General features: G+C 49.5%; 19 protein-coding genes and 1 pseudogene. 9 read left to right on the top strand and 11 right to left on the bottom strand.

Going from position 1 to position 22,423, the window contains the following annotated elements:
• Window positions 1–70: 70 nt before the first annotated feature.
• From O3276_RS02495 to O3276_RS02470, 6 genes are all read left to right on the top strand, one after another.
• Window positions 71–3,457 carry an RAP domain-containing protein gene (locus tag O3276_RS02495; RefSeq protein ID WP_269674212.1) on the top strand — a complete coding sequence of 1,129 codons (3,387 nt, stop codon included), beginning with the start codon at window positions 71–73 and terminating at the stop codon, window positions 3,455–3,457.
• 156 nt (window positions 3,458–3,613) lie between these two features.
• Window positions 3,614–4,477 carry a hypothetical protein gene (locus O3276_RS02490; RefSeq protein WP_269674211.1) on the top strand — a complete coding sequence of 288 codons (864 nt, stop codon included), beginning with the start codon at window positions 3,614–3,616 and terminating at the stop codon, window positions 4,475–4,477.
• Window positions 4,392–6,107: an RAP domain-containing protein gene (locus O3276_RS02485; RefSeq protein WP_269674210.1), complete on the top strand. Its 1,716-nt coding sequence runs from the start codon at window positions 4,392–4,394 to the stop codon at window positions 6,105–6,107. The genes O3276_RS02490 and O3276_RS02485 overlap by 86 nt, the downstream gene beginning before the upstream one ends.
• Before the next feature lie 413 nt (window positions 6,108–6,520).
• Complete coding sequence (locus tag O3276_RS02480; protein WP_269675925.1) at window positions 6,521–7,360, top strand: AAA family ATPase; 840 nt, start codon at window positions 6,521–6,523, stop codon at window positions 7,358–7,360.
• Between the two features lie 18 nt (window positions 7,361–7,378).
• The gene (locus O3276_RS02475; RefSeq protein WP_269674209.1) at window positions 7,379–8,554 is read left to right on the top strand and encodes a vWA domain-containing protein; all 1,176 of its coding nucleotides are present in this window, start codon (window positions 7,379–7,381) and stop codon (window positions 8,552–8,554) included.
• A 326-nt stretch (window positions 8,555–8,880) separates the two neighbouring features.
• On the top strand, window positions 8,881–9,474 hold the full coding sequence (locus O3276_RS02470) for a hypothetical protein (RefSeq protein ID WP_269674208.1): 594 nt from the start codon (window positions 8,881–8,883) through the stop codon (window positions 9,472–9,474).
• A 168-nt stretch (window positions 9,475–9,642) separates the two neighbouring features.
• Here the strand turns inward: O3276_RS02470 and O3276_RS02465 are convergent, their stop codons facing one another.
• The 5 genes from O3276_RS02465 to O3276_RS02445 all read right to left on the bottom strand — a co-directional run bounded on the left by O3276_RS02465 (window position 9,643) and on the right by O3276_RS02445 (window position 14,777).
• Entirely contained in the window at window positions 9,643–9,954 is a 312-nt protein-coding gene (locus O3276_RS02465) for a hypothetical protein (protein ID WP_269674207.1), read from the bottom strand.
• Window positions 9,932–10,657, bottom strand: a complete 726-nt coding sequence (locus O3276_RS02460; protein WP_269674206.1) for a hypothetical protein — start codon at window positions 10,655–10,657, stop codon at window positions 9,932–9,934. Before O3276_RS02460 ends, O3276_RS02465 begins: the two co-directional genes overlap by 23 nt.
• A 72-nt stretch (window positions 10,658–10,729) precedes the next feature.
• A complete protein-coding gene (cobB, locus tag O3276_RS02455) occupies window positions 10,730–11,425 on the bottom strand; it encodes a Sir2 family NAD+-dependent deacetylase (RefSeq protein WP_269674205.1) in 696 nt (231 codons plus the stop codon).
• 15 nt (window positions 11,426–11,440) lie between these two features.
• Window positions 11,441–12,814 carry a hypothetical protein gene (locus tag O3276_RS02450; protein WP_269674204.1) on the bottom strand — a complete coding sequence of 458 codons (1,374 nt, stop codon included), beginning with the start codon at window positions 12,812–12,814 and terminating at the stop codon, window positions 11,441–11,443.
• Between the two features lie 118 nt (window positions 12,815–12,932).
• Window positions 12,933–14,777: a beta-ketoacyl synthase gene (locus tag O3276_RS02445; protein WP_269674203.1), complete on the bottom strand. Its 1,845-nt coding sequence runs from the start codon at window positions 14,775–14,777 to the stop codon at window positions 12,933–12,935.
• Between the two features lie 181 nt (window positions 14,778–14,958).
• Here O3276_RS02445 and O3276_RS02440 point away from each other — a divergent pair, with 181 nt between their 5' ends.
• Genes O3276_RS02440 through O3276_RS02430 form a run of 3 tightly spaced genes read left to right on the top strand, consistent with a single transcriptional unit; the run spans window position 14,959 to window position 17,013 of the window.
• On the top strand, window positions 14,959–15,984 hold the full coding sequence (locus tag O3276_RS02440; RefSeq protein ID WP_269674202.1) for a GlxA family transcriptional regulator: 1,026 nt from the start codon (window positions 14,959–14,961) through the stop codon (window positions 15,982–15,984).
• Between the two features lie 46 nt (window positions 15,985–16,030).
• Window positions 16,031–16,474 (top strand): DUF2147 domain-containing protein, encoded by a 444-nt coding sequence (locus tag O3276_RS02435; protein WP_269674201.1) that lies wholly within the window; start codon window positions 16,031–16,033, stop codon window positions 16,472–16,474.
• An 11-nt stretch (window positions 16,475–16,485) separates the two neighbouring features.
• On the top strand, window positions 16,486–17,013 hold the full coding sequence (locus O3276_RS02430; RefSeq protein WP_269674200.1) for a class I SAM-dependent methyltransferase: 528 nt from the start codon (window positions 16,486–16,488) through the stop codon (window positions 17,011–17,013).
• 25 nt (window positions 17,014–17,038) lie between these two features.
• Here the strand turns inward: O3276_RS02430 and O3276_RS02425 are convergent, their stop codons facing one another.
• From O3276_RS02425 to O3276_RS02395, 6 genes and pseudogenes are all read right to left on the bottom strand, one after another.
• Window positions 17,039–17,395, bottom strand: a complete 357-nt coding sequence (locus O3276_RS02425) for a hypothetical protein (RefSeq protein ID WP_269674199.1) — start codon at window positions 17,393–17,395, stop codon at window positions 17,039–17,041.
• Between the two features lie 261 nt (window positions 17,396–17,656).
• Window positions 17,657–17,914 carry a FeoC-like transcriptional regulator gene (locus O3276_RS02420; RefSeq protein ID WP_101747513.1) on the bottom strand — a complete coding sequence of 86 codons (258 nt, stop codon included), beginning with the start codon at window positions 17,912–17,914 and terminating at the stop codon, window positions 17,657–17,659.
• A 68-nt stretch (window positions 17,915–17,982) separates the two neighbouring features.
• Entirely contained in the window at window positions 17,983–19,350 is a 1,368-nt protein-coding gene (gene feoB, locus O3276_RS25405; RefSeq protein ID WP_332328177.1) for a ferrous iron transport protein B, read from the bottom strand.
• Entirely contained in the window at window positions 19,326–20,324 is a 999-nt protein-coding gene (locus tag O3276_RS02405) for a FeoB small GTPase domain-containing protein (protein WP_269674198.1), read from the bottom strand. Before O3276_RS02405 ends, feoB begins: the two co-directional genes overlap by 25 nt.
• Window positions 20,321–20,554, bottom strand: a complete 234-nt coding sequence (locus O3276_RS02400) for a FeoA family protein (RefSeq protein WP_269674197.1) — start codon at window positions 20,552–20,554, stop codon at window positions 20,321–20,323. The genes O3276_RS02405 and O3276_RS02400 overlap by 4 nt, the downstream gene beginning before the upstream one ends.
• Before the next feature lie 521 nt (window positions 20,555–21,075).
• Window positions 21,076–22,313, bottom strand: a pseudogene (locus tag O3276_RS02395) (glyceraldehyde-3-phosphate dehydrogenase); the annotation flags it as partial.
• Window positions 22,314–22,423 lie beyond the last annotated feature (110 nt).

Genomic DNA, 22,423 nt, shown 5'->3' with positions numbered 1-22,423 from the left:
CAGCAAAATGAACTTCTGAACTGCACAGCAGTCTGCCTTTTATATCTTCATGAAGTAATGAAATATAGTTATGGATAGAAGCTCTGCTGGTATCAGTGGTCAATACGCAAGATCAGATAATAATCATAACCGACCGGGTGGCCGTGCTGCTGCTTCGAGGAGTGGACGATACCGACATGCCACGGTCAGGCAGAGGGATGATAGCCCACGCAATAATCCGGGGCGTACTGCATTTTACCGTTCTTCTGACGCATGCCCTTCTCAACATCTACAGCGCCGTTCAGTAAACCCTGCTCAAGACTTTAAAGCGCTCATCAAACCAGAAATAATGGATGACCTGGTGAGTCAATCGGATCATTTCGGTCATCGCTATGATGGGAGAAATCACAGCTGGTGTGCCAGTTCAATAAAAAAATACACGTTAGCTGCTAAAAGACCGTTAAATCGAGTGGAACAAAGCCAGCTGATACGTTCGCTGCAAAATTTTACCGCAACCCGGAGTTGGAATTGGCGAAGCCTGACGACAACACTTCATTCATTCACTTCAGCGGGTGTTTTTACCCCTCATAAACCCATGGATCAGCGTGTTAAGCGTACTCAGGCTGCCTTACTGTCAACACTACTGGATGCCATCATATTCAAGTGCAACCAAAAACCTCACGCCAGGTATGTTGATGCCCAGGGTGTCGCCAACCTGTTGTGGGCCATGGCGAAACTGGTGGACAAAGGGCAGAAGCTGACACCGGAGTTCAACGAGGCCGTTGTCGCGCTGTTGCCCCACGTGTGCGCAATGAAAGACCAATTTAAGGCCCAGGGCATTGCCAACCTGCTGTGGGCCATGGCGAAACTGGTGGACAACGGGCAGGAGTGGACACCAGTGGTCAAAGAGGCCGTGGCCGTGCTGTTGCCCCGCGTGAACGTGCAGAAAGCTAACTTTAAACCTCAGGAAATCGCCAACCTGCTGTGGGCCATGGCGAAACTGGTGGACAACGGGCAGGAGCAAACACCAGAGTTCAAAGAGGCTCTGGTCGCGCTGTTACCCCACGTGATTGCACAAAAAGCTAACTTTAACCCCCAGGAAATCGCCAACCTGCTGTGGGCCATGGCGAAACTGGTGGACAACGGGCAGGAGTGGACACCAGTGGTCAAAGAGGCCGTGGCCGCGCTGTTGCCCCGCGTGAACGCACAGAACGACCAATTTAAAGCCCTGGGTATCACCAACCTGCTGTGGGCCATGGCGAAACTGGTGGACAACGGGCAGGAGCAAACACCAGAGTTCAAAGTGGCTCTTGTCGCGCTGTTACCCCACGTAATTGCACAGAAAGCTAACTTTAACCCCCAGGAAATCGCCAACCTGCTGTGGGCCATGGCGAAACTGGTGGACAACGGGCAGGTGCAGACACCAGGGCTCAACGAGGCCGTGGCCGCGCTGTTGCCCCGCGTGAACGTGCAGAAAGCTAACTTTAAACCTCAGGAAATCGCCAACCTGCTGTGGGCCATGGCGAAACTGGTGGACAATGGGCAGGAGTGGACACCAGTGGTCAAAGAAGCCGTGGCCGTGCTGCTGCCCCACGTGAAGGTGCAGAAAGCTAACTTTAAACCTCAGGAAATCGCCAAACTGCTGTGGGCCATAGCAAAACTGGTGGACAACGGGCAGAAGTGGACACCAGAGGTCAAAGAGGCCGTGGCCACGCTGTTGCCCCGCGTGAATGCACAGAAAGACCAATTTAAAGCCCAGGGCATTGCCAACCTGCTGTGGGCCATGGCGAAACTGGTGGACAACGGGCAGGAGCGGACAACAGGGCTTAACAAGGCCGTGGCCGCGCTGTTGCCCCACGTGAACGCACAGAAAGACCAATTTAATGCTCAGGCTATCGCCAACCTGCTGTGGGCCATGGCGAAACTGGCGGACAACGGGCAAGAGCAAACACCAGGACTCACCGAGGCCGTGGCCGTGCTGTTGTCCCACGTGAACGTGCAGAAAGCTAATTTTAAACCACAGGCTATCGCCAACCTGCTGTGGGCCATGGCGAAACTGGTGGACAACGGGCAGGAGCAGACACCAGAGCTCAACGCGGCTGTGGCCGCGCTGTTGCCCCACGTGAACGCACAGAAAGACCAATTTAATGCTCAGGCTATCGCCAACCTGCTATGGGCCATGGCCAAACTGGTGGACAACGGGCAGGAACAGACACCAGGGCTCAACGAGGCCATGGCCGCGCTATTGCCCCACGTGAACGTACAGAAAGAGCAATTAAATGGTCAGGGTATCGCCAACCTGTTGTGGGCCATGGCGAAACTGGTGGACAACGGGCAGATGCAAACACCAAGGCTCAAAGAGGCCGTGGCCGCCCTGTTGCCCCTCGTGAATGCACAGAGAGCTACCTTTAAACCACAAGGTATCGCCAACTTGCTGTGGGCCATGGCGAAACTGATGGAGAACGAGCATGACCAGATACCAGAACTCAACGAAGCCGTGGCCGCGCTATTGCCTCACGTAAACACCCAGAAAACCAGCTTTAATCCACAGGAAATCGCCAACCTGCTGTGGGCCATGGCGAAACTGGTGGACAACGGGCAGAAGCAGACACCAGAGTTCAAAGAGGCCGTGGCCGTGCTGTTGCTCCTCGTGAGCGTACAGAAAGAACAATTTAATGGTCAGGGTATCGCCAACATGCTGTGGGCCATGGCGAAACTGGTGGACAACGGGCAGGAGCAGACACCAGAGTTCAAAGAGGCCGTGGCCGCGTTGTTGTCCCTCGTGAACGCACAGAAAGACCAATTTATTCCTCAGCATATCGCCAACCTGCTGTGGGCCATGGCGAAACTGGGTGAGTTCGTTGAGTTGAACATGGTTGCCTCTACGTTCGAATCGCTTGTGTACAGACTCCGTGAAAACCCTCAGCTCTCCAGGCAAGTTATATCGATGTCTCTATGGGGAGTCATGGTATGCTGTGCCAGGTTATCTCTAGATTCCAATGCCAATATAAATAACGTGCTTGAAAAACATCTGGATGACCTGTTGACTCGCCTGGAAAATACATCGCCAGATAATGAAGAGGATCAATCCATCATGATCATGGCCGCCAGTTGGCTTGGCAGATCGTGTCCGGTCGTCTGCCATTACCAGAAAGCCATGTCAAAAACCCAGGCCGACTTCCGCAATCAACTCCAATCATGTATGCCCTCTTTGAAGATTGAAGAAGAAAAGAGTTTGCACTCATTGCCTCCGGTTGACCTGCTACTGCCAGATCACAACATAGTGATTGAAGTTCAGGGACCGTCTCATTACGTGGGTGGTGATTTCAACACCAGGAAAGGTTCGACTCTGCTGAAAATCGCACTGCTGCAAAAATCAGGATTTGAGGTCATTGAAATCCCGGTTAACCGGCTTTGTAAACAGGATTTAATGAAACCATTTATTGATCAAATAAAGAAGAGAACAAACCGCCAGTAATCGCCTCCCTGCCATCATGACTCAGGAACTGTTTTCACAATTCAGAGTAGATGTTCTTCTCCAACCATTGGCGTTTATAAACCGTTCAGCAAAATGAACTTCTGAACAGAAACGCAGTCTGCTTTTTATATTCTCATGAATTAATGAAATATAATTATGGATAGAAGATCTTCTGGTATCAGTGGCCGATACACAAGATCAGGTAATGATTACAACCAACCGAATGACCATGCCCCTTCTTCTGGGCGTGGACGATATAGACGTGCCACAGTCAAACAATGTGATAATCCCCCCCGCAATGCTCCGGGGCGTAATGAATTTTACCTTTCTTCTGGCACACGCTCTTCTCAACATCTACAGTACCGTTCAGTAAACCCTGCTCAGAATTTTAATGCCCTCATCAAACAGGAAATAATGGCTGATCTGGTGAGTAAATCGGATCATTTCGGTCACCGCTATGATGGGAGAAATCACGGGCAATATGCCAGTTTAATTAAAAAATACACGTCAGCTGCTGAAAGACCGTTAAATCGAGCTGAACAAAGCCAGCTGATACGTATGCTGCAAAATTTTACCCCAACACGGAGCTGGAATTGGCGAAGCCTGACGACAACACTGCACTCATTTACTTCAGCGGGTGTTTTTACCCCTCATAAACCCATGAATGAGCATGTTAAGCTCACTCAAGCTGCCTTATTGTCAACGCTACTTGATGCAATAATATTTAACTGCAACCTAAAACCTGAAGCCAGAAATATTGGTGCTCAGGAAATCGCTAACCTGCTGTGGGCCATGGCGAAACTGCTGGACAGCGGGCAGGAGCAGACGCAAGAGCTCAACGAGGCCGTGGCCGCGCTGTTGCCCCAGGTAAACGTACAGAAAGATCAATTTATTCCTCAGGCTATCGCCAACCTGCTGTGGGCAATGGCAAAAAATGGTAGACAACGGACAGGAGCACACACCTGGGCTCAAAGGGGCTGTGGCCGTCTTGTTGCCCCTTGTGAACAGACAGAAAGCTGACTTTAACCCACAGGAAATCTCTAACCTGCTGTGGGCCATGGCGAAACTGGTGGACAACGGGCTGGAGCGTACACCGGGGCTCAAAGAGGCCTTAGCCGCCCTGTTGCCCCTCGTGAACGCACAGACAACTACCTTTAAACCACAGGGTATCGCCAACCTGCTGTGGGCCATGGCGAAACTGGTGGACAACGGGCAGGAACAGACACCAGAACTCAGCGAGGCCGTGGCCGCGCTGTTGCCCCACGTGAACACACAAAAAGCTAACTTTACCCCACAGGAAATTGCCAATTTTCTGTGGGCCGTGGCGAAACTGGTGGACAACGGGCAGGGGCAAACACCAGAACTCAACGAGGCTGTGGCCGCGCTATTGCCTTACGTAAACACACAGAAAGCCAGCTTTAATCCACAGGAAATCGCCAACCTGCTGTGGGCCATGGCGAAACTGGCGGACAACGAGCAGGAGCAAACTCCAGGGCTCAGCGATGCCATGGCCGCGCTGTTGCCCCTTGTAAACGTACAGAAAGAACAATTTACTGGTCAGGGTATCGCCAACCTGCTGTGGGCCATGGCGAAACTGGTGGACAACGGGCAGGAGCAGACACCAGAGTTCAAAGAGGCCGTGGCCGGGCTGTTGCCCCTCGTAAACGTACAGAAAGAACAATTTACTGGTCAGGGTATCGCCAACCTGCTGTGGGCCATGGCGAAACTGGTGGACAACGGGCAGAAGCAGACACCAGAGTTCAAAGAGGCCGTGGCCGCGCTGTTGCCCCTCGTGAACACACAGAAAGACCAGTTTATTCCTCAGCATATCGCCAATCTTCTGTGGGCCCTGGCGAAACTGGGTGAGCTCGTTGAGCTGAACGTGCTTACCTCTACGTTCGAATCGCTTGTCTACAAAGTCAGTGAAAACCCCCGGCTCTCTCAGCAAGACACATTGATGTCCCTCTGGGGAGTAATGGTATGCTGTGCCAGGTTGGCTTTAGACTCCAATGCCATTAAAAATAACGTGCTTGAAAAGCACATGGATGACCTGTTGAATCGCCTGGAAAATACCTCGCCAGATAATAAAGAGTATCAAGCCATCATGATCATGGCCGCCAGTTGGCTTGGCAGATCGTGTCCGGTCGTCCCCCATTACCAGACAACCATTTCAAAGCCTCAATCCGGCTTCCGCGATCAGCTCCAATCATTTATGCCCTCTTTGAAGATTGAAGAAGAAAAGAGTTTGAACTCATTACCTCCGGTTGACCTGCTTCTGCCAGATCACAACGTGGTGATTGAAATTCAGGGACCGTCTCATTACGTGGGTGGTGATTTCAAAACCAGGAAAGGTTCGACTCTGCTGAAAATCGCACTGCTGCAAAACGCAGGATTTGAGGTCGTTGAAATCCCGGTTAACCAGCTTTGGGGCAAGGACTCAATAAAACGATATATGGATCAAATAAAGATCAGGGTGAACATCCCGCCACAGCGGCATGGCTCTGTATCACTTACTCAAACGCGGGGGGCAGGTAAGCGATATGTTACTGCCGATAAAGGATGGCAAGATCACTGTGACTTAACTACCGAAGGACATTCACAAAGGAAAAAGGGTAAACTAAAAAGTAGAAAAAGGAATAGAAGAAAGTAACCTCTTCCCTTCCATCATGACTCAAGAACCGTTTTCACATTTCAGGGAAGGCGGGCTTCCAACTTTTCAATACCTGCGATGGTATTACTGTTTGCAGTCATCAACTGAAAAGATCACCCCTGATAACAGCCGATGACTATCCATCCTCCTCCCTTTTGCGTTACCCTTACCCACAACCTGACGCACGATAAATAAGAGAAACACGTCTGCTGTAAGTAGCTAACCATATGAAATCATATATTTCTGACTCCTTGTTCAGGCACTCTGCTTCGTTACAACTCCGGTCACATAGCTACGGCTATGCTCCCTCCGTTGTGCCTCGCATAGCACCTGCCCAAGTAGCCAGAAATATATGATTCCATATGGCCAGCTACTTATTGCGTATTCCAGAACAAAAAGAAGATAACTGCCTTATGAGCTTTGAAAGTACCGACCAGTATATCGCTACCGATGACCTGAAAATGGCCGTCAATGCTGCCGTAACATTACAACGCCCTCTCCTGATTAAAGGAGAACCCGGCACCGGCAAGACCATGCTGGCAGAACAGGTGGCCCGTTCCCTGGGCAAAGAGCTGCTGCAATGGCATATCAAATCCACCACCAAGGCCCAGCAGGGGCTCTACGAATACGATGCGGTATCCCGCCTTCGAGACTCTCAACTTGGCGATGAGCGGGTTCACGATATCAGCAATTACATTGTCAAAGGCAAACTCTGGGAAGCCTTTGAGTCAGACCAGCAGTCGGTTTTGCTGATCGATGAGATAGACAAGGCAGATATTGAATTCCCCAATGACCTGCTGCAAGAGCTGGACAAGATGGAGTTCAATGTTTACGAGACCCAACAACAGATAAAAGCCCGACAACGCCCTATAGTCATTATCACCAGTAACAACGAGAAAGAGCTGCCTGATGCGTTTTTAAGACGCTGCTTCTTTCATTACATCAGCTTTCCTGATGCAGAAACCATGAGGGAAATTGTCCGGGTACATTTTCCTGACCTGCAGAAAAAACTGGTCGATGAGGCCCTTCAGGTATTTTTCGAACTCAGGGAGATCCCCGGTCTCAAGAAGAAGCCCTCGACTTCCGAGCTGATCGACTGGCTGAAACTGCTCAACTCCGACGATATCCCGGCAGATATTCTTCAAAACCGTGATACCAGAAGTGCCATTCCCCCGCTGCATGGTGCGCTGGTGAAAAATGAGCAGGATGTCCATCTGCTGGAACGGCTGGCCTTTATGAGCCGACGCGGTTAACCGGCCTGAGGACTCACCATGCTGACCAATTTTTTTGCAACCGTCCGGGCATTTGGTGTACCTGCCACCACCCGGGAATATCTCGACCTGCTGGCAGCACTGGATGCAAAACTGATCTACGCCGATCAGCAAGGCTTTTACCAGTTAGCGCGAACCATTCTGGTCAAGGATGAAAGGCATTACGACAAGTTTGATAAAGCCTGCCAGGCTTTTTTCAACGGCCTTGACGCCATGGATGACATGCTGGAAGCACTGATACCTGAAGAATGGTTAAGGCAGGCGTTTATACGACAGCTTTCCGATGATGACAAGGCAAACATCCAGGGCATGAAAAACCTCCGGGAATTACTCGATACATTCCGACAGAGAATGGAGGAACAGAAAAGTCGTCACCAGGGCGGTAATAAATGGATTGGCACCGGCGGAACCTCACCGTTTGGCGCTTATGGTTATAACCCTTCCGGCATTCGGATTGGTCAGGATCAATCCAGACACCGTAAAGCCACCAAAGTCTGGGATAAGCGGGAGTTTAAAAACCTGGATGATAACGAGCAACTCGGCAGCCGCAATATGAAGATGGCACTGCGCCGATTACGCCGCTTTGCCCGCCAGGGGGCAGCAGACCAGCTGGATCTTGACGACACCGTCCGCTCAACGGCCAGCAAGGGTATGCTGGATATCAAGATGGTGCCTGAACGCCATAATGCCGTGAAAGTGCTGCTGTTCATGGATATTGGCGGCTCAATGGACGATTACGTTCGCCTGTGTGAGGAGTTGTTTGCCTGCTGCCGAACCGAGTTTAAACACCTTGAGTTCTATTACTTCCATAACTATCTCTATGAAAGTGTCTGGCAGGATAACCGTCGTCGTCAGCAGGAGCGCATCAGCCTCTGGGATGTGATTCACCGCTACGGCAAGGATTACCGGGTGATTTTTGTGGGCGACGCCGCCATGTCTCCCTATGAAATTACCTCACCCGGCGGCAGTGTCGAACATTTCAATGAAGAGGCCGGTCAGGTCTGGATGTCACGGCTGAAAGCGCACTTTGACCGGGTCGCATGGCTGAACCCCTCCCCGGAACATGCCTGGCAATATACCTCATCAACACGACTGATTGATGAGCAGATGGAAGGCAAAATGTTCCCGCTGACCATTAATGGCCTGGAAGAGGCAATGGGTTATCTTGCTGGATAAATAATTTTTTAACGAGGGAACGATTTTCGTGACAAACAGTCAGATTAGGTAAGAGTGTATCAGTAAGAGATTCTGAATGATTCATTACTCTTAACCATTCGAATGTTCTTAGGGTGGACATTAAGCTTACCCCTCCATGTTCAATGGCTTTTGAATGGAACCACGAAGGACACAAAGAGCACGAAGGAAAAGAAAATCTCTTCTTTGTGCTCTTTGTGTCCTTCGTGGTTCCATCTTTAACTTCCCGAAGAGGGGAGTAGACGCTTAATGTCTACCCTAAGTTCGAATGTTAACATCTACTTCAAATTAGCGAGGAAGGTCTTTCAATGCTGAACCCACCAGTAAGTTATCGCCCGCAACAATCACCAGATTTTACCTCTTATGCAACTGCAATAAGTGAAGAGGATCAGGGTAAATTTAATGATTTTGTAACAAAAATTATTAAAACGGCTGATGATGGTATTGAAAATGCCGCTTTAGAATTAGGCTGCACACCCAAACAAGTTGTCCAACCATTGAGTGATTATTTGATAAAGCATTATTCATTGTCAGCACCGCAAGATTCGAAGATCAGTACCGCTTCAAAAAATCCTGACAACCCCGATAATTGGAGATGGGATCTCTGGGAAAAAAAACTTTATACGCCTGAGGGTTATTTTGTATCAGATGAGATAGAAAGTGAAATTTCTTTTGCATTTGAGGGTGAGCTATTCGGGAGAAATCTTCAATTATGCAAAGATAAGTTGCCTAGCATGGATGTAGCTACACCAAGTTCAGCTTATGAATGTAAAAATGGTTATGCAATCGTAACCAAATTCTGTCAAAATTTAAAACCGATTACCCCATTGATTCGCTATTGTATTGAGAAAGGTATGTTCTCAAATGAATTCATTAATAATTTGTACAGAATGTCCGAATAAATAAACATGGAAACACGAAGTACACAAAGAACACGAAGGAAAAGAAAATCTCTTCTTTGTGTTCTTCGTGGCTTCGTCTTCAACCTCCCGAAGCTGGGGGTAGGTGCTTAATGTCTACCCTAATAGTGCAGCCAAGCTCAAATATACAACTTACAGGTGCCACAACCATTAACGCATCCGTAATGGGTTGTTCCTGTGATGGTGTTCAATACGCTCTTCAATTTCTGATGTGGCTGCTTTCCCACCCAACAGCTGCCACTGTTTTGCCTGGGTCAGATCCTCGTCAGATACTGCCGCCATTAAATTTTGGTTAAGTTTGTCCTCAGGATAAAACTGCGCCAATACTTTATCGTATTCCCCAACCTGGAAAAGATTATTTTCTGCAGCAAATCTTAACTTATCATCCAGAAACTTGTCGTCTATTCGGCCACCGAATTCAATCCAGGCTTTGATATTCTCAGCAGGAGTCTCCATAGCCATCGAACGTCTCAGGCAGTGATCTTTTTCCTCTTGAGTAAACGTGCTGTTGCCTAGCTTTAACAGCGTCTGAGCGGCAGTAAACCCCCCCCGAATGAGCAGCCTCACTGCGGACTTTCGGAATTATTTTCTCAACTTTCGGCCCACCTGCCTTCAACGCCCATTTTGCTGCTTCCGTATGGCCCATAAATACAACCTCCCTGAAAAAATTCTCAATAGGATCATCTTCATAGATTTCCCGACTAAGTGAACGAATATAAAAAAGGAATTCAATATAAGATAAATTTATGCCTGGTTCTTTATGAAATGGTCTAAACAGACGTAATAGACTTTTTAATTTATCATCAACTAACTTACCATGATGATCAGATAATAAGCTCGGTTGTATTTGTCGATGACATGAAACGGGAAGTCCCAGGCTCTTGGCGTCGATTGAAATCATTGACACATCAAGTAATGCCCTTCTGATTACTCTTGCTGATAATTCTTGCAGTGATTCATTTCCGGTTATTTCAGGCTCACCTGAATTTATTATATAAGTTTTAAGAGCATCTATATCTTCAGCTTCCAGAACTCTTTGATATTTAAAAAAGGCAGGCGCTTCTCGCGCCTCACGGGCTTGTTCTTGCACAAGCCCGGGATCCTGACTATGACGATATGTTGATAGTTCAGCAAGAGAGAGATTAGCAACATTGTCAGGTAACATTTTCTGGTTCTCAAGCAGAAATATATTTCTGCATCAGACCAATTTTTCTGCATTAAGTTTCCCAAACCCATATCACAACAGCGAACTGAAGAAACGGTCAACCACTTTGGTAGCTGCACCGAAATACTGTTCATCAAAAAAAGAGCCGTGATTGCCCGGCTCAAGATTCAATTCAACCGTCTTTGCTCCTGCAGCAGCAGCCTCCTGAAAGAACCCGGCAGCGGGATAGACGTTTCCTGACGTACCAATGGAAACAAAGAGATCACAGACGGACAGTGCCTGATAAATCTCATCCATCCGTAAAGGCATCTCACCAAACCAGACAATATGTGGACGAAGATTACCGGCAACACCGCAGCATTCACAGGGAGTATCGACGGTAACATCCTGATCCCAATAAAAAACCTGCCCTGTCTCCTGGCAGTGAACTTTCAACAACTCACCATGCATGTGAATCAGCCGGTTGCTCCCTGCCCGCTCATGGAGATCATCAACATTTTGCGTCACCAGAAGAAAACTTCCGGAGAAATGACGTTCAAACGCGGCAAGTACCTGGTGAGCACGGTTTGGTTTGACTGAGTTCAGCTGCCGCCTTCGGTCGTTGTAAAAGCGTTGTACCAGTGCGGGGTTTCGGGCGTAGCCTTCAGGGGTTGCCACATCCTCAACAGGATGATTCTCCCAGAGCCCGTCACTGGCCCGGAATGTTCTGATTCCAGACTCGGCAGAGACACCCGAACCGGTCAGTACAACAATGGATGTATAGCGCAAACCAGCCTCCTGTCATCAACGACGGTATTTAGTCGTATAATGTATGGTTTTGCGGGTACCGGCAGCCACCTCAACACGAAGCTGATCCGGCTTTTCCAGCGTGGCTCCCCTGACACTGTCGAACTTTATCAGGTTGCTGTCACGCTCTCTTAACAACAGCGTAATACTGTCTTGCTGGTCATTAGAGACCGTTGCCTGCCATTTTACCATCAGCTCTTTACCACTCTTCTGTTCAAGATCAAGACGGTTACGCTCAACACGAACGGCCAGCGCTTCTCCCATGGTCAACCAGGCACTATCTCCTGAGGTAGTTTTGGGTAACCATGAGTGACCACTGATGATATAGCCACCCTCCGGATCCTGTTCATACAGACGAACCTGTGCAGGTGGGAGATCCAGGGGGGCCGCAAATTTCCAGGTCAGCCTGGGTCGTTCAACCGTGGCCGTTCTGCCACCGGTGGAGCGGCCATATACGTCAAGGGTATACAGCTTTTCAAGATGCAGTGGTTCTGAGAAAAGATCCACCAGCTGTCTGCTATTGGCGGGAAGAACGGTGTCCTTTGGTAAGGTGGTCAGCAACACTTCACCGACACGCTCCCCGTAGTCAACGGTTTCTGCCATCGCCGAGGCTTTAAGCATCCGGTTCTGTTGGTAAAACTCGGCAACGCCTCCTTCACCACCGGCCACAAGGCGAATGGTTGCCTGATCGAAGTTGATATTGGCACTGTTGGTTAGCAGCGTTTTTAATTCCAGACGTCCCTGGTTGTGGGATAAAAGCGTTAACCGATAATGGCTGTCATAGCTTAATTGAGGCGTAATATACGAGAGCTTCAGGGAACCACTCACCGGCTGCTGGCCAAAATCCGCCTTTACGTACTGGAGATTTTCTCCCTGAGTCTCCGAAGCGGCCAGTGACAGTATCCTCAACCCCTGGGGATCATGATAATCAATCAAATACTGACGGCCATTGTTGCCTTCCACCAGCCCGATTCCCTGCTGGTAGCTGACCAGTTTTCCCTGAATGGCAACGTTAAGACCGCCACCAAACAGTTCAACGTTTTTGCCAAGCTGATTCCGATAGTAATTATCGCGATCCAGGCCGCCCTGTTGCCAGAAAACGTCATCAGGCCGGTAAACAGTATCACCATCGACGTATTCAAGATTAAGACTGCCATCAAGCCGGTTGATCGGCAGACCGGCAATCTTCAGACTGCCCAGCCCATCGGGTCGGGTATCGAACCTCTGGCTGACCAGGGCTTTATCACTGTAGAGCGTCACTACCGATGCCAGTGGTTGCTCAACGTTCAATCTGCCCGGTAACGATTCACCTGAGGCCCGGGTGATCACGAACCCGGACATCAGCAGAAGCAGTAATAAGTGCTTAAACATAATGGCTCACCTGTACGCCACTGAATGGATAGGTTTGCAAGCACTTTAAAACGAATAGATTGCGTTGTCTCGCAACTTCACAGAAATGCGCGCATCACTGAGGGCAGCCCCCAGGTTGTTATCGGTTAAACGGCCAGAACGGGTTTTCCATCTCCAGATCTAGCGCCTTTCCATAGCCCGGAACATTTACCTGTTTTTCCGAAAACGTCAGGTCAGAACCGTCCAGCACACCCTCACCAAACTGATAAATGGGGTTTGCTGCACCGCTCTGGCAGCGCTGTTCATAGTCATCCTGCTGCTGGGTGACTGTCTCATTTTTCTGTTGCCACTGCGTCATGGCCTTATCGCCATGGCGGGCTTTCAGCATTTTTCGGGTTATTTCCGGGCTGAGCAGCAGGGCTGTGGCATTGTTGCCACCAAAACCCTTGGCATTAATCAGGGCAAGATCCATCTGATCAACACCGGTTTCCAGGTGATTCAGTAGAATATTGAGTTTTTCCGAGTAGACGTCTTCAGCCAGGCCATTGATCGTTCTGATACCGGGAATAAATCCATGCTTCCAGACGCCGAGTGTCGCCATAATCTGATCACCACCCGCTGCGCCGATGGAATGACCAAGGTAACTTTTAACCGCAGCCACCGGCCAGCTTTCCATACCAAACACTTTTGCGGTTTCACTGAGAATCTGTGACTCGGTCACCCGATTCTGTGGCGTTCCTGTGCCATGGGCCTGAACAAAACTCCGGTAACGAAGGGCGTCTTCGCCAGCAATGGCCCTGCCCAGGGCGGCAGCCCGGGCCACGGTCAAATGATTACCGGCTCCCGGGGCAGAAATAGACTTCTTGAAACCATCCGCATTAATAAAGACATCCGCCACCGATCCCAGGATCTGTGCGCCGCACTCAAGGGCCAGTTCGTCATCCATCAACACCAGAAACTGGCTGGATTCGGCAATGGTGAAACCGGCATTGTCGGCAAATGGGCGACAGGCTCTGCGCCAGTCCGGATGGTCAGAATCCGACAAACCATCCAGTTTCCGCAGTGCCGCATCCGTGGTCAAAGCCCCCATGGTGGAATAACCTTCCATGACTTCCGGGGTAATTGGCGCTTCACTGTTGCCCACAATCACCAGACGACGACGGCCACTGCGAATGTCAGCAGCGGCCTGTTCCAGGTTGTAAAGCATGGTGGCACAGGCTCCCATACTGGTACCCGTGCCACCCAGAGAGCCAAGGATATAGGCATTGATAAAATCCGCCGACATCTCGGCAAAACCCAGTGGACACTGCTTGGAAGTCACCCGCTTTCCCAGCAAACGGGACTGAAGCAAACCGCCATTGCCGTTAAAATCCAGTTGGCTCATGGCACTGCCGGAATAGACCGCAACCTGTTCAGGGCTTAGCTTCTGCTTCACCGCATGCCAGTCCATACCGGAAGAATAAATCGCATCGGATGCACCGAACACCGTCATTGTCAGTGACCTGGGGTGGTTCCGGGACTGGTACAGCTTTTCCGGGGCAAACCCGCTGGGCAGCTGACCCGCAGCATTGACCAGTGATTCACGGATGGAAGGAATCATTAACGGCTGGCCGACTTCGATTCTCACCTTGATCTGGCCATCTTCCAGTTTTTCTAACTGCCAGCCATCGGGCAGTGGATTGGGTAAACGACGGCCCTTCAGAATAATTTCCGATCCGGACTCCGCCTGAATGGCCTGATGAAAAGGAATGGCTTGCGGATTAAACAGGTTGTTTTCCAGCTGGCGAATCAATGTGCCCGACAGAATATCTTCCCGACTGCTGTCTTGTGGCAGATTTCTCAGCATGCGCAGCGCAGCAAGAGTTTCGTGCTGCGACCGGTCACTCAGGCATTCCAGCACCAAACGACGGTAGCCATGAAAACCAGAGGTTCTTCCAGCTGGGCTGACCCCACCTTGAGCAACAATAACGGGTAATCTGGACAAACCACACTCCTGTATAACAACTGAATGATGTGCCACTCTGAGTAGCGATCAGGTTGTTATGAATGCAAATTAAGAATTAAATGAAGTTGGCACTAGTTTAATGATTTCGTGATAAACTTAACCGGATGAAAAAGACACGAATACGGACAAAAAAGACACATCACCGAGCAGTTTTACGCCAATGTTCCAACAATCCCCCCTAATCCAGTTAAACCGGGTACTGATCCCTATGGTGGAGCATATGATCAGTACCAGTGTGACATTACCCCTTGAGATGCTGGAAGCGGCAATGACCTACACCCGACTGTCAGCCAATAAAAAAAGTATTGAAGTTCATTTCTGTGCCAGTACGCCCGCCCCCATCACCACCACTGGCGGCCTGAGACTGACACCGGACAGAACCTTTAAACAGAGTGGCTATGGTGATCTGATTCTGGTTCCTGCGCTCTGGCGCAACCCGATTCCGGTGGTCAGGAAACATCCGGAAATCATTGCATGGTTAAAACGCCAACACGATGCCGGTGCCGTATTTGCCGCAGCTGGTACCGGGGTGGCGTTTATGGCAGAAACCGGGCTTCTGGATCAAAAACCAGCCACAACCCACTGGTTTTACATGGAAAAACTGCAACGTTTTTTCCCGGATATTGAGTTCAAACCCAATCACCTGATCACCCGGGCAGGTCGTATTTATTGCGCTGGCAGTGTCAATTCGGTCGCTGACCTGATGGTGCACATGATTGGCGTAGCGCTTGGCGAGTCCATCGCCCAAAAGGTTGAACAGCAGTTCTCCCATGAAATCAGAAAGCCCTTCAAAGACACCCATTTTGCTGAAGATCATGCCACAACCCACCAGGATGAAGTGATCGTCTCCCTGCAGGACTTTATCCACCATCATTTCGTCAGTGAAATCTCTCTGGCTGCCCTTGGCAGAATGTCGGGCTTGAATGCCCGGACACTGAATCGTCGCTTTCAACAGGCCACCGGTTCCCCGCCAATGGAGTATGTCCGCAAAATCAGGCTTGATCAGGCCAGCGATCTATTAAAGAATACCAACCTGGGCATTGCCGAAATTGCCCAGCAGGTGGGATATGCCGACGCTGATTATTTTTCCAGATTGTTCAAACGTCGCAACCAGCTCACGCCTTCTGAATTTCGCAGAAGTGTCCGGGGCAAACTGTTCTACCTGAATGACACCACAATGGAATGATTACAATAAATGCCGGAAAATTCCGGGGTTTTGGAGACTCCCTCACATGTTCCCGAGAAAACGCGTCCTGGGCGCTGGATTGTTGTCCCTCTGCCTGTCCTCGTTCAGCCTGGCGGCTTCGCCCCTGGGACTATGGAAAACCATTGATGACAGCACGGGTAAAGCAAAAAGTTATGTCACAATCTTCGAGGAAAATGGCAAACTGTCTGGCAAAGTGACACAGATTCTTGACCCTGCCAAACAGGACAGCATTTGTGACCAGTGCCAGGGCGAGCTCAAGGATCAGAAAGTTCAGGGCATGACCATACTCTGGGGCATGAAAAAGCAAGGCAGCAAATATGACGATGGAAAAATCGTCGATCCTGAATCCGGGAAAGTCTACAGCGCTAACATGAAAGTGCTGGAAGATGGCAGTAAACTGGAAGTCCGTGGTTATATCGGGTTCGCGCTGATCGGCCGTTCGCAAACCTGGGAACGTGTTGAAGATTAACGCATAATCCCTTGAACTCATTAATAATGACCATCGCGTTTCTGGTGGCAGCCGGTCTGATCACCGGCTCTATTCTCTTCTGGACCCTGCGCCTGGGCATTGGCCCTACTCCCACCTCACGAAAAGTCAGGGCGGCGATCAGAGATATCCTTCCAGATGACGTGTCCGGTCATGTTATGGAGCTTGGTTGTGGCTGGGGACACCTGATTCCCATTTTAAGAGAAAAATACCCTGACAAAAAAATTGAGGCCTGGGAACGTTCTCCGGTTCCAGCCCTGTTTACTGAGGCAAGGTATGGGATCGATGTTATAAGAGCGGATTTCTTCCAGGCAGTCCCTGGTAACGCGGGCCTTGTTGTTTGCTATTTGTATCCCGGAGCGATGGAACGTGTTGAAAGAGAATTGATTCCTCAACTGCCACCTGGTTGCTGGTTACTTACCCACACCTTCAGTTTATCAGGCAGAGTGCCGGTAAAGACGCTTAAGGCCAACGATCTTTACCAGACACCTGTTTTTCTTTATCAAGTTCAGCCCACTTAACCTTAAAAGCCGGGGACTTAATCAATTAACTTTGTCCTGTGTTCAGATAGGCAGAAATAATATCAGTTACAAGGGTACATACTCTTGAAAAGACACTTTCTGATGGTTCAGAAACGGGGCTGGCATTGTATAATCCAGCAAATACATCAGGATCTGTATCCTGCAGCCTCTTAAGCTTTTTTCTTCCTATCACCACAACAAAACCTTCATTAGATTTCCCTGTTTCCGCACATCCTTCAAAAAGAACAGAAGCAAGTTTATCCTCAGCGCCATCATGCTCTTCAACTTTCATTCCAAATGCCTGCCCTGGCGTGTTGTCAAAACTGCACAGGGGAAATTTGTATATAGTATCTGTATTACCTGTAGTACCGTTAACATTCATAGTCTATCACCTACTCCATAAGAAACTTTTCAGAAAACTGAACAAACTGTGGATTTTATTTTTTGGACTATCGTTTGTTTCGAAAGTTCCATCATGTTACCGGGTAATAATAATCAAACATCTGTTTGACTATTAAAATGGCAAAGAAGCAGGCAGGCGTTATGTAAAAAACGCCAACTATATCATGATGATGTAATGGTAAAGGAGCTCAGGGGTACAGAGGTTTTTATGCAGGAACAGCAAATATGCTGTGAAAGTCAGTCAGCCGATAAGACTCAATGGAATATGTTGAGACTTCCCCTGCCAGCGATAGATCTCCAACTCGGCAGGGTCACAGGAAACACACCCCTTTTTGCAGGCCACAAAGCAACCCGGCTGTTCACAGCTCAACTGACCTTTCCTTAGCCAGTGTGAGAGCATCCCTCTCATGGCCTCAGGTGTGGTATTGAATTTCACACTGAGGTCAGCCAGAGAGCACACTTTCTGCTGTTTCAAATAATCGCGGATTTTGATCAGCATGGTCAGCGCCTGTCAGGTTCCGGTTAATGGCCAAAAGCACTGACAGTGCTTTTGGCCACGCTTTGCGTTTACGATGTCATTGCGGGCTGACATCCATCCGCCCTTGCAGTACTGAGGCTCCCATGCGTTTCATCAAGGTAACCACAATAAACATCATCAGCATGATCGATACCACCCAAAGTAGCGTTTCGCCGGGCTGCACAGATACCAGTGACAACTGGTAATAAATAGTGGCAACCGCATAGCCAAGGAAGAAGGTCCATCCGGAAATGAACAGCGTCCAGCCCAGGGTGGTTTCCCGGTAAATAGCACCCAATGCTGCTACGCAGGGAGTATAAAGAAGGATCATCAATAAGTAGGCAATAACCGCAGCATGACTGGGGAACAGGCCTGCCATAACAGAAGAAGGTGCTGACCTTGACTGCCTGCTCTTCGGCAACCGCCTCCAGATCGGTCAGATCGCCCACTTCGACACCCAGAGGATCTGCCAGTGTGCCACTTAAACCACTCAGATTGGCTGGAATAGTGGCAACGGCTTCCTGCAAACCTGCCAACAGGTCAAACGTCGTTTCACCCTCGGTGTCAGCGTTTTCAGACGCGGCAATAGCACCGTACATTGAGTCAAGCGTACCCACAACGGCTTCTTTCGCCAAAATACCTGTAAACAGTCCCACAGCCGCTGGCCAGTTTTCTTCCGTCATACCCATGGGGGAAAATATCGGGGTAATGGTTTGGCCAATCTTGCTGAGCAGGGAGTTCTGAGTGTTCTGGTGACCGAAAGAGCCATCGGTACCAATAGCATTCAGGGTGTTCAGCACGACCACCACCATCACAATCGCTTTGCCTGCACGCAGGATAAAAGCCTTGAGACGATCCCAGGTGCGTAACATGACCTGAGTCACCGATGGCAAATGGTAATTGGGCAACTCCATAATAAATGGCGAACTGTCGCCACTAAGGATGCTCTGCTTGAGAATCAACCCGGTAAATATTGCCGCCAGGATACCCACCAGATACAAAATAAACACCACATTCTGGCCGGACTCCGGGAAAAAGGCAGCGGCAAACAGTGCGTACACCGGCAATCGGGCACCGCAGGACATAAACGGAGCCATGGAGATGGTCAACAGCCGGTCCTTTTCATTGTCCAGTGTCCGTGCTGCCATAATCGCAGGCACGTTGCAGCCAAAGCCCACCAGCATGGGAACAAAAGCTTTGCCCGGAAGCCCCAGAAAGCGCATGAGCCGGTCAATGACAAAAGCAGCCCTGGCCATGTATCCCGAGTCTTCCAGTATGGAAAGAAACAGAAACAGGAAAGCAATCACCGGGATAAATGTCGATACAGTCTGGATACCACCACCCACACCGTCCGCCAGTAACGTCACTGCCCAGGCGGGAGCACCAACCGAGTTCAGCCAGTGGCCCAGGCCGTCCACCAGCAGAGTCCCGGTAAGATATTGAAAAAGTCGATAAAGGCACTGCCGAAGTTAATGGTGAACATGAACATCAGATACATGACACCCAGGAAAATGGGGAACCCAAGCACCCGGTTCAATACCACACGATCAATGGATTCACTCAGCCGGTGACTGACCACGCCCCGCTCACGAATCACTGACTCCATAAGCTGACCAACCACATCGTAACGTCGACTGGCCAGAATAATGTCCAGATCTTCCTCAAGGGCAGCCTCAATGATATGACGCTGCCGGGTAGCCTCATTAACCACCTGCCAGGTCAGTTCCGGCAGAGGCACAGTGTCTCCTTCCAGTAACTTCAGGGCATACCAGCGTCGGGACAGCGGACTATCAAGATTCACAGACGCTTCAAGGGTCGATTCAATAACGGCAATGGCCTGTTCCAGCTGTTCACCAAGGTTCAATGGCGGGGCTACGGAAATACCATTATTCAGAAAATCATTAATATTTTGTAAAAAGGCTTTAATATTGCCTGACTTGCTGGCAACCAGGGGCAGCACCGGACAGCCGAGTTCCTCAGCCAGCTTGTCAATATCAATGTCCATGCCCTTTTCCCTGGCAACGTCCATCATATTGAGCACAACGATGACTGGAGCACCCATATCCAGCAATTGAGTGGTCAGGTACAAATTTCTTTCAATATTTGAGGCATCAAGAATATTGATAATTAAATCAGCTTCACGCTTCAGGATATAATCCCGCGCCACTTTTTCATCAAGAGAAACGTCACTGTCAACCACATCAAGACAGTAGGTTCCGGGCAGATCAACCACTTCTATGGCGTTATCAGCAAAGGTATAAAAACCACTGCGTTTTTCCACAGTAACGCCTGGCCAGTTACCAACCCGCTGCCGGGCACCGGTCAGCGCGTTAAACAGCGTTGTCTTACCACAGTTAGGATTTCCGACGATTGCAACAACGTGTTTTTTCATGTTCTGGAAACCTCTATAACAGCGGCTTCATCCTTTCGAATCGATAATTGGAAGCCCCTGACTTCCAACTGGATTGGGTCCCCCAATGGCGCAACACGACAAACCGTGAACCGGGTTCCGGGCGTCAGGCCCATTGCCAGCAATTTCCGCCGGTAGGCACTGCCAGCATCCGCAAAAGCGGTTACCCGGCCACATTCACCGGTTTTCAGTTCACCCAATGTCACCTTCATGTAAATCTTCTCCACAGGCATCATAAAGTCAGTTTTGTACGCGTTTTTTCTGCACAGCAGGTAATAACTCGCAAAAATGACCCAGATATTTGCACCTAAATCATTTGCCAGGGCCAGAACCTGTTTTTTGTCGGGGTTTTAGTGTGGAATGGTTGCTGCCTGACAAAATGTCAATTGATCTGAATATATACGCAAATGAGAATGGTTACAATTTAGAGGGCGGCCAATCTCACTCATTGTTGACCAATATCAATGTACGCAGGTCGTAATGGTAAATCGGGATAAGATATGAAAATGGCAGCATCTACAGAGTGACTGATTAGTCGAACAACGAATCCGTCACTCTGTGAAGTGTTCATCACTACTGACAAACGAGTGTTTTATGGAACCGACGGGTACATCGCACCAGACATAAACTGAAGTATCCGGTTGACCTGACAGCTGTAACCGAACTCATTGTCATACCAGACGTAAAGCACACAGCGTTTTCCATCAACAATAGTGGCTTGCCCATCCACAACGCCAGCTCGACGGCTACCCACAAAATCACTGGAAACTGCTTCAACAGAGGTGACGTAATCTACCTGTTTCTGAAGGCTGGAATACAGTGAGATCTCCCTGATAAAGCGATTAAGCTCTTCAACGGTGGTGGCCTTGTCCAGGGACAGGTTAAGGATGGCCAGGGAAACATTCGGGGTCGGCACCGAATAGCATTCCCCGTCAACTTGCCCTCAAGTTCAGGCAACGCCTTGGCAACGGCTTTCGCTGCCCCGGTTTCGGTAATGACCATATTCAGGGCAGCGCTGCGTCCACGACGTTCACCTTTGTGGTAATTATCAATCAGATTCTGGTCATTGGTGTAGGAGTGAACCGTCTCTACATGACCGTGTTCAACACCAAACTCATCATTAATGGCCTTCAGCACCGGTGTGATCGCGTTAGTGGTACAGGAGGCGGCGGAAAGAATCTGATCGTCCGGCTCAATATCGTTATGATTTACCCCATAAACAATATTCTTGATATCCCCTTTACCCGGTGCTGTCAGCAGGACCCTGGACACTCCCTTTGATTGCAAATGCAGGCTCAATCCCTCTTTATCACGCCATTTACCGGTGTTGTCGACAATCACGGCATGGTTAATGCCATACCGGGTGTAATCGATGGAATCCGGGCTACTGGAATAAATAACCTGAATGCCCACACCGTTGGCATAGATAACTTTATTCTCTTCATCAACAGATATAGTGCCCTGGAAAGAACCATGAACCGAGTCGCGACGCAACAGGCTTGCCCGTTTCTGAAGATCATTGCCTGCACCGCCGGGCCTGACAACCACGGCCCTCAGGTTAATACCAGAGCCACTGCCCGCGCGCTCAATGAGGATTCTGGCCATCAAACGGCCAATCCGGCCAAAGCCATACAATACGACATCCTGACCCGGGCCCAACGTCTGTTTATGGCCATTAGTCACTGACGCTACTTGACCGGTAACGTACTCTTCCAGTGACAGGCCTGCAGCTTCCGCCCGGTAACCAACCGCCAGCTTGCCAATATCAATACGCGATGGCCCCAGATCAAGGCCTGCCAGAATTTCCAGCACAGGGTAAGTCTCACGGACAGAAAGACCATTGTCCTCAATCTGACGGACAAACTTGTGCGCTTTCAGCAGGCTGATTACGGAGCGGTTAATGACGGGATGCCCAAACACAGACGTGACAACATGGTGATTTCTATACAGCTTGCCGATCAGAGGGATCATTGACTCAGCCAGTGCTTCACGCTCTTTCCAGTCCTGAAAACGGTCTGCTACCACGATAAATTCCCGTTTATTATTTCTGTTTTAAATACAATCCCTTATTTGGGACTTAT

Origin of the sequence: Endozoicomonas sp. GU-1, from assembly GCF_027366395.1 — a bacterium.
In the GTDB taxonomy this organism is placed as follows: Bacteria; Pseudomonadota; Gammaproteobacteria; order Pseudomonadales; family Endozoicomonadaceae; genus Endozoicomonas.
Note: the sequence above shows the minus strand (reverse complement) of the source record. Positions and strands in the feature narration are given on the sequence as shown.